The 256-nt window shown below is 74.2% G+C and carries 1 protein-coding gene; it reads right to left on the reverse strand.

All coding sequences use genetic code 11. From position 1 onward, the window contains the following. A partial coding sequence (locus ABWU78_RS21010; protein WP_439159409.1) for an Ig-like domain-containing protein occupies window positions 1–246 on the reverse strand: 246 nt, incomplete at its 3' end. Window positions 247–256: the final 10 nt, after the last annotated feature.

The following is a 256-nucleotide window of genomic DNA, read 5'->3' on the forward strand; positions in this document are numbered from 1 at the left end:
GGGAGGCTGGTTGGTCTCGGCGGGCCGGGCGATGCCGACCTGGACCGTCCCCACGGCGGTGGCCCCGCGGGCGTCGAGCACGGAGTAGGTGAACGTGTCGTGCCCGGTGGCGTTCTTCGACGCCGCGTACTCGATCAGTCCGTCCACGACCCGGGCGGTGCCCTTGGCGGCGGGGGTCGCGATGCCGGTGACCTGGACGGAGTCGCCGTCGGGGTCGATCCCGTCCAGGGGGACCGCGATGCGCACGCTGGACCCC

It is taken from the genome of Cellulosimicrobium sp. CpK407, assembly GCF_051844275.1.
GTDB lineage: Bacteria > Actinomycetota > Actinomycetes > Actinomycetales > Cellulomonadaceae > Cellulosimicrobium > Cellulosimicrobium cellulans_G.